The organism is Ilumatobacter sp., from assembly GCF_049588435.1.
GTDB lineage: Bacteria > Actinomycetota > Acidimicrobiia > Acidimicrobiales > Ilumatobacteraceae > Ilumatobacter_A.
This window is the reverse complement of the sequence record NZ_JBAVYV010000401.1, coordinates 1-7,351: the sequence shown is the minus strand read 5'-3', so window position 1 is coordinate 7,351 and position 7,351 is coordinate 1. Positions and strand designations below refer to the sequence as shown.

Sequence of the window (7,351 nt, the reverse complement as noted above, 5' to 3'; positions counted from 1 at the left end):
CGGTCATCTTCACCGGTCTCGCCGCCGCAGCGGTCACACCCGAGGGTGGCGGAGGTCCGTTCAGTCCGGGTACCTGGCTCGACCTGCTCGATGCCGGTTGGCCCGGTCGAGCCGTACTGCTCCGGGTCGTGTTGCTCGCCCTCGCCGCGTGGCCCGCGTTCCGCCCCGAGCGGGTCATCGACCCGACGACCCAGTTCGCAGCACTCGGCATCCCGGGCCTGTGTGTGGCGACGATGGGCATCACGCGAACGGGCGGTGACTGGGCTGCGCTCGGCGCGATCATGGGCATCCTCCATGCGCTCGCGATGGCCGTGTGGGTCGGCGGGGTCATCCTGCTCGCCCGAGTCGTGCTCTCCGGTCCCGGCGACGAGGACCTCGTGCACGCCGTACGCGGATTCAGCAGGGTGTCGACGCCGGCGATCGTCGTCACGATCGGCACCGGCCTCGTGCAGATGTTCCGACTCGACGGTGGAGCGCTGTTCCAGAGCGGCCACGGCAAGGTCCTCGTGCTCAAGACGGTGATCGTCGCCGCGATGATCTTCGTCGCGTTCTCCGCGCGCCAGTTCGTCTCGCAACGGCTCAATCGCGCCCAGCAGATGAGCGTCCCGCTCGCCGACCGACTCCGCCGGGCCTTCGGGGCCGAGGCGGCGATCGGCGTCCTGACGCTCGGATTGAGCGCGTGGCTGTTGGCGCTCCCGCCTCCCAACATCAATCCCGCCTCGCTGGTCGACTACGAGGTGACTCAGACCCACACCGACGAGGCCGGGAATCTCGAGGTCATCGTCCGACTGACCGACAGCCAGATCGGGTTGGTCGGCCTCGAGGTCGAAGTGATCCAGCCGGATGAGAATCTGAGCGGCCTGAACATCGTGTTCACCGCCCCTCCGAACGATCAGAATCTCGCCGCGATCCGCCAGCCCGTTCCGCTGACCGAGTCCGGCTTCGCGGTGCGCGACGAAGCGATCGGCATCCCGATCAGTGTCGCCGGGGACTGGACCATCGAGGTCGAGGCCAACACCGCTGCCGGTCCCGTCGAGAGCCCCCCGCAGATCTACGTCGTCACCGATCAGACCGGTGAAGTGGCGATCGACGAAGTCACCGTTCCGGCGACCGCGGACACCGTCACCGCCACCGAGCCGGCGACCACCGAATCCTGACCCTCGGTCGGAAGAGCCCGCGGTCAGAAAAGGGTCGAGAAGCGGACCGGTTCTGCGACGTCGAGCTGATCGAAGCGGCACGACTCGGGCGTGCGGTCGGGGCGCCAGCGCACGAATCCGACCCCGTGACGGAAACGGCCACCTTCGAGTTGACCGAAGGTGACCTCGGCGACCAGACCCATCCGCATCGGAACGAACGACAGGTCCTTGCCCGCGTTCCATCGGCTTCCCGCTGATGGCGGTGTCGGCCTTCCCGCTGCGTCGTTCGCCGCTTCGCGTTCCTTCTGCTCCTGTTGCCACGAGGCCCAGTCGACCCAGGGATGGTCGATGAGCGCATCGGCTCCGGTCCGCGGTTCGAGTTCCGCCAGCAGTTCGGATCGGCGCGCAACGCTGAACGACGCCGCCACGCCGACCGAGCGCAGATCTCCGTCGTCGGTGTACAACCCGAGCAGCAGCGAGCCCACACCGTTGCCGTCCTTGTGAACCCGGTATCCCGGCACCGCACAGTCCGCCGTTCGGACATGCTTGACCTTCAACAACGATCGCTTCCCCGGCGCATACGGACCGTCGACGGGTTTGGCGATCACCCCGTCGAGCCCTGCCCCCTCGAATGCGGAGAACCAGTTGTCGGCCCGGGCGCGGTCGGTCGACGCGGGGGTCACCCGCACACGTTCGTTCGGCTCGACGATGTCGAGCAGACACGTTCGTCGGTCGAGCATCGGCTCGTCGAGCAGCGACCGGTCGCCGACGGCCAGGACGTCGAAGGCCACGAACTCGGACGGCGTCTCTGCGGCGAGCCGGTTGATGCGCGACTCGGCGGGATGGATCCGCTGGAGCAGTGCGTCGAAATCGAGCCCGTGATCACCACGGTCGGGGACGACGATCTCGCCGTCGACGATGCACCGCTCCGGGAGTGACCGGAGGAGCGGGTCGAGCAGTTCCGGGAAGTACCGCGCGAGCGGCTTGAGCTTGCGGGAGAACAGTTCGACGCGATCGCCGTCGCGGAACACGATGCATCGGAACCCGTCCCATTTCGGTTCGAACAGCCAGTCGCCGTCGCCGTTCGGGATCGAGCGCGCCAGCTTGGCCAGCATCGGCTGAATCGGCGGCTGCACCGGCAGGTTCCAGGGGATGACGTCGGTCTCGGCCATGTGCAGAGTTTGGCGCACCTCCCGCCCGGCCGCTTCGATTCTCTCCGACAGCGGACCGGGGGCGTCAGGGTCCGCTGCGATAGTTTCGGTGCCGTGACGATGGAAGAAAAGATCGCCGACCTCGCCGACCGACGGGAGCAGGCGCTCCACGCCGGATCCGAACGTTCGGTCGACCGCCAGCACGAGAAGGGCAAGATGCTCGCCCGGGAGCGTCTCGACTACTTCCTCGACGACGGTTCATTCCACGAACTCGACCTGTTGGCGCGCCACCGGGCACACACGTCGGGTCTGGACGACCGTCCGTACACCGACGGTGTCGTCACCGGCTGGGGGACGGTCGAGGGCCGCAAGGTCTTCGTGTTCTCCCAGGACTTCACCGTGTTCGGCGGAGCGCTCGGCGAGGTGTTCGCCGAGAAGATCCACAAGCTGATGGACCTCGCCGCCAAGGTCGGCGCGCCGGTCATCGGCCTCAACGACGGAGCCGGAGCCCGGATCCAGGAGGGCGTCGTCAGCCTCGCGAGCTACGGCGGCATCTTCCGCCGCAACGTGCAGGCGTCGGGCGTCGTTCCGCAGATCTCGGTGATCCTCGGTCCGTGCGCCGGTGGAGCGGTCTACTCCCCCGCGATGACCGACTTCATCTTCATGGTCCGCGAGACGAGCCACATGTTCATCACCGGGCCCGACGTCGTCAAGACGGTCACCGGCGAGGACGTCACGCTCGAAGAACTCGGTGGGGCGATGAGCCACGCCTCGAAGTCCGGCGTCGCCACGTTCGTGTCGGCCGACGAGAAGGCCTGCCTCGACGACGTCCGGTTCCTGCTCGGATTCCTGCCGTCGAACAACATGGAGGAACCGCCGGTCGAGGACCTCGGCGACGATCCCGACCGTTCGTGCCCCGAGCTGAACACGATCCTGCCCGACTCGCCGAACATGCCCTACGACATGGTCGAGCTGATCGGCCACTGCGTCGACGACGGCGAGTTCTTCGAGTACTTCCCCCACTGGGCGAAGTCGATCGTCTGCGGTTTCGCCCGGATCGACGGCAAGCCGGTCGGCGTGGTCGGCAACCAGCCCAAGATCCTTGCCGGCGTCCTCGACATCGAGTCCGCCGAGAAGGCCGCCCGTTTCGTGCGGACGTGCGACGCGTTCAACATCCCGTTGATCACCTTCGTCGACGTCCCCGGCTTCCTGCCCGGCGTCGATCAGGAGTACGGCGGGATCATCCGTCACGGTGCCAAGCTGCTCTACGCGTACTGCGAGGCGACCGTTCCGCGCATCTCGGTGATCACCCGCAAGGCGTACGGCGGCGCCTACGTCGTGATGGACTCCAAGTCGATCGGCTCCGACCTCGCGTTCGCGTGGCCATCGGCCGAACTCGCCGTGATGGGCCCGCAGGGTGCGGTCGAGATCGTCTACCGCCGCGAGCTTCAGCAGGCCGCCGACCCGGCTGCACGTCGGGCCGAGCTGGTCGAGGACTACACGGAGCGCTACGCGAACCCGTATGCGGCTGCCGAGCGCGGCTACGTCGACGACGTGATCGAGCCGTCCGAGACCCGCCGCAAGCTGGTCGCCGGACTGCGCATGCTCGCCACCAAGCGCGAAGAGTTGCCCAAGCGCAAGCACGGCAACGTCCCCCTCTGACAACGATGCACGTTCGTGCCAGGCACCAATGTGCATCTTCGAGGGCTTCGCCGGGATCATCGTCGTCGGATACCCTCACCGCCGTGTCGCTCAACGAGTTCCCTCCACCGTCGGGAATGGTGATGTCTCCCGCCCCGACCGATGAGGAAGCCGTCGCGATCATGGCAGCGACCGAGGCGCTGTGGCCCCGACCGGTGGTCATGGTGGCCGACGAGCTACCCCGTTCGAGGTCGTGGCGCTTCTCGGGCCGCTGGTGGAGCAAGCCGGTGCCCGCCCGCCGCGATCGCCCCTTCCGCTGAACCCTCACGGCGGCGCGACGCACCGCAATCCTGCAATGATCGCGACATGACCGATCCCGGCGGGAATCCGATCATCGACGTCACGACGGTCACCGACACCGCCGTCGTCGTCCACGTCACGACCCCCGGCACGTTCGACGTCGAGGTGCACCGCTTCGACGGTCTGACACCCGACACCGAACATCGCCTCGAGATCCGGCTGCCCGCAGGAATCGTCACCTCCATCGAAGTCCGGACGCTCCCGCGACCCGGCGGGGACCTCGCGTCCGTCCTCGCCACAGTCAACGACGTCCACTTCGGCGAGATGGCGGCCGGCCAGGTCGACGACCTCGAGATGGGACCGATCCGCCGTGCCGAACCCGGCGCCGAGCCGTACCCGGAGGTGATGAACCGCGGCGCGGCACACGAGATCTCCGCCATCGATCCGGTCGCCGTGATCGTCAAGGGGGACCTGTCCCTCGATGGGCGCCCCGAGGAGTTCGCGGCGTTCGAGCGCTGCTACCGGGATCCGTTCGGCGACCGTTTGCACGTGGTGCGCGGCAACCACGACGGGTACCGACTCCAGGTCGAGTACGCCGGTGACCAACGCATCGATCTCCCCGGGGTGACCGTCGCGCTCCTCGACACGGTGATCCCCGGGGCGACGACCGGTGACGTCACGGTGCGTCAGGTCGAGTGGCTCGATGATCTGGCATCCGCTTCCACCCAACCGGTCATCGTGATGGGCCATCACCAGCAGTGGATCGCCGGGGCGAGCGATCCGACCGAGGCGAAGCGCAGCGACGACTACTTCGGTCTCCATCCCGATGCGAGCGATCGACTCGACGAGGCCTGCGCACGCAACCGTTCGATCGTCGCCTACACGTCCGGCCACACCCATCGCCACCGGGTCCGCCCGATGACGTCGTCGGGGATCCCGAGCGTCGAGATCGGATGCACGAAGGACTTTCCCGGAACCTGGGCCGAGTACCGCGTGTGCGGCGACGGAATCATGCAGATCGTCCACCGCGTGTCGTCACCCGAAGCCCTCGCATGGAGCGAATCGTGTCGAGGGCTCTACGCCGACTTCGACATCGACTACGCCAGCTATGCCCTCGGCACCCTTGCGGATCGATGCTTCATCATCCCGACGACGCGCTGAGTCTGCGCGGTAGGTTCGTCGCCGCATGCCCCGGATCGCGACCGCTCTCGCCGCCGTGACCATTCTCGTGATGACGACGGCCGCGTGCGGGGATTCGGACGAGGACGGCTCCGTGCTCGTCCTCGCCGCCTCGTCGCTGACCGACGCGTTCACGGCGATGGAGGCCGAGTTCGAAGCGGCCCACGACGTCGATGTCGAACTCAGTTTCGGCGGCAGCAGCACGCTGCGGGTCCAGGTCGAACAGGGCGCACCCGCCGCTGTCGTCGCCTTTGCCGACACCGCACCGATGGATGCGCTCGTCGCCGGTGGGTTCGCCGAAGCGCCGGAGACGTTCGCCACGAACTCGATGACGCTCGTGATCCCGGCCGACAATCCCGGAGACGTGTCCGGACTCGCGGACCTCACCGACCCGGGGTTGCTGGTCGGGGTGTGCGCGCCCCAGGTTCCGTGTGGCCGCTACGCACAGGACGTGCTGACGCAGGCGGGGGTTGCTGCGTCGGTCGATACCGAGGAACCCGACGTCCGGTCGCTCGCCGCGAAGATCGCCGCGGGCGAACTCGACGCGGGCCTGATCTACACGACCGACGTCGACGCGTTCCCGGGCGAGCTCACAGCGATCGAGCTCCCCGACGGGATCGACGTGCGCGCCGACTATCCGATCGCGATCGTCGACGGCACGTCCGCCCGTTCCGACGCCGAACTCTTCGTCGACTTCGTCCTCTCGCCGGCCGGTCAGGCGATCCTCACCGATGCCGGTTTCGGGGAGGTCTGAGCCGGATGCGACGTCCGCCGTGGATTCTCACCGTTCTTGCGACGGTCGGTGCGGCGCTCTTCGTCGTCCCGCTGATCGGACTGCTCGGGGTCACCCCCTGGTCCGAGCTCCCGTCGTTGCTCACCGACGACGTGGTCGTCGACGCCCTGAAGCTGTCGTTGATCACGTCGGTCGCGGCTGCCGTGTGCGCAACGGTGATCGGGGTGCCGCTGGCCTGGGTGCTCAGCCGCGTCGAGTTCCGCGGTCGCTCACTCCTGCGGGCGATCGTGACCCTGCCGTTGGTGCTCCCCCCGGTCGTGGCCGGTGCGGCGCTGCTGTTCGCGCTCGGCCGACGAGGTGTGATCGGCGAGCCATTGGCCGACCTGACCGGGTTGGTGCTGCCGTTCTCGATCTGGGGCGTCATCGTGGCGAACACGTTCGTCGCCACGCCGTTCCTGGTGATCACGGTCGAAGGCGCGCTGTCGTCGCTCGATGGACGCCACGAAGCCGCCGCGGCCAGCCTCGGCGCATCGCCGCTGACCGTCTTCCGACGCGTCACGCTCCCGATGATCGCACCCTCGCTCCGGGCTGGAATCGTCCTCGCGTGGGCACGCGCCCTGGGCGAGTTCGGGGCGACGATCACCTTCGCCGGGAATCTGCAGGGACGGACCCAGACCCTGCCGCTCACCGTGTTCGTCTCACTCGACGCGAACCGTGACGCCGCGATCGCGATCAGCCTGTTGATGGTCGTCGTGTCGGTGGTGGTGCTGGTGACGCTGCGCGGGCGCTGGTGGGAACGGACGGCGTCGTGAGTGGCTCGTCGGGTGCCTTGGAGGTCCGGATCCGTCTGGCGCGCGCGGACTTCACCATCGACGTCGACATCGAGGTCGCGGCGGGCACCACTGCGGCATTGCTCGGCCCGAACGGTGCGGGCAAGTCGTCGATCCTGTCCTCGATCGCCGGACTCGTCGACGTCCCGGACGGGTCCGACGTGTCGGTGCGCCTCGGCGATCGCGTCCTGAGCCGGACGAGCGCGGGAACATGGGTTCCGCCCGAGGCGCGCCATGTCGGCATCGTCTTCCAGGAACACCGACTGTTCGACCATCTCAGCGTGCTCGACAACGTGGCGTTCGGTCCGCGGAGTGCGGGGGCACGCACGCGTCCGGCCCGCGCGGAGGCCGAGCGGTGGATCGAACTGCTCGGGCTCGGTG

8 protein-coding genes are annotated in these 7,351 nt (G+C 68.0%); 7 read left to right on the top strand and 1 reads right to left on the bottom strand.

The features are described 5' to 3' along the window. The coding region (locus tag WBV89_RS15645) for a copper resistance D family protein (protein ID WP_423982279.1) at nucleotides 1-1,157 on the top strand (1,157 nt) is incomplete at its 5' end. Nucleotides 1,158-1,180: 23 nt separating this feature from the next. On the opposite strand, the gene WBV89_RS15640 is transcribed toward WBV89_RS15645, so the two are convergent. Beyond that, the gene (locus WBV89_RS15640) at nucleotides 1,181-2,308 is read right to left on the bottom strand and encodes an ATP-dependent DNA ligase (RefSeq protein ID WP_423982278.1); all 1,128 of its coding nucleotides are present in this window, start codon (nucleotides 2,306-2,308) and stop codon (nucleotides 1,181-1,183) included. A 99-nt stretch (nucleotides 2,309-2,407) separates the two neighbouring features. Here WBV89_RS15640 and WBV89_RS15635 point away from each other — a divergent pair, with 99 nt between their 5' ends. The 6 genes from WBV89_RS15635 to WBV89_RS15610 all read left to right on the top strand — a co-directional run. After that, on the top strand, nucleotides 2,408-3,949 hold the full coding sequence (locus tag WBV89_RS15635) for an acyl-CoA carboxylase subunit beta (RefSeq protein WP_423982280.1): 1,542 nt from the start codon (nucleotides 2,408-2,410) through the stop codon (nucleotides 3,947-3,949). 83 nt (nucleotides 3,950-4,032) lie between these two features. Next, the gene (locus WBV89_RS15630) at nucleotides 4,033-4,248 is read left to right on the top strand and encodes a hypothetical protein (protein WP_423982277.1); all 216 of its coding nucleotides are present in this window, start codon (nucleotides 4,033-4,035) and stop codon (nucleotides 4,246-4,248) included. 46 nt (nucleotides 4,249-4,294) lie between these two features. Next, on the top strand, nucleotides 4,295-5,389 hold the full coding sequence (locus tag WBV89_RS15625; protein ID WP_423982276.1) for a metallophosphoesterase family protein: 1,095 nt from the start codon (nucleotides 4,295-4,297) through the stop codon (nucleotides 5,387-5,389). Between the two features lie 25 nt (nucleotides 5,390-5,414). After that, nucleotides 5,415-6,161, top strand: a complete 747-nt coding sequence (gene modA, locus WBV89_RS15620; RefSeq protein WP_423982275.1) for a molybdate ABC transporter substrate-binding protein — start codon at nucleotides 5,415-5,417, stop codon at nucleotides 6,159-6,161. A gap of 5 nt (nucleotides 6,162-6,166) precedes the next feature. Then, nucleotides 6,167-6,952: an ABC transporter permease gene (locus WBV89_RS15615; protein ID WP_423982274.1), complete on the top strand. Its 786-nt coding sequence runs from the start codon at nucleotides 6,167-6,169 to the stop codon at nucleotides 6,950-6,952. Next, nucleotides 6,949-7,351: ATP-binding cassette domain-containing protein (locus tag WBV89_RS15610; RefSeq protein ID WP_423982273.1), on the top strand; the 403-nt coding region annotated here is incomplete at its 3' end. The genes WBV89_RS15615 and WBV89_RS15610, both read left to right, overlap by 4 nt.

Bases quoted from the DNA above. Each gene is read 5' to 3' on its own strand.
- WBV89_RS15640 (WP_423982278.1), bottom strand. From the start codon at position 2,308: ATGGCCGAGACCGACGTCATCCCCTGGAACCTGCCGGTGCAGCCGCCG.
- WBV89_RS15635 (WP_423982280.1), top strand. From the start codon at position 2,408: ATGGAAGAAAAGATCGCCGACCTCGCCGACCGACGGGAGCAGGCGCTC.
- WBV89_RS15625 (WP_423982276.1), top strand. From the start codon at position 4,295: ATGACCGATCCCGGCGGGAATCCGATCATCGACGTCACGACGGTCACC.
- modA (WP_423982275.1), top strand. From the start codon at position 5,415: ATGCCCCGGATCGCGACCGCTCTCGCCGCCGTGACCATTCTCGTGATG.
- WBV89_RS15615 (WP_423982274.1), top strand. From the start codon at position 6,167: ATGCGACGTCCGCCGTGGATTCTCACCGTTCTTGCGACGGTCGGTGCG.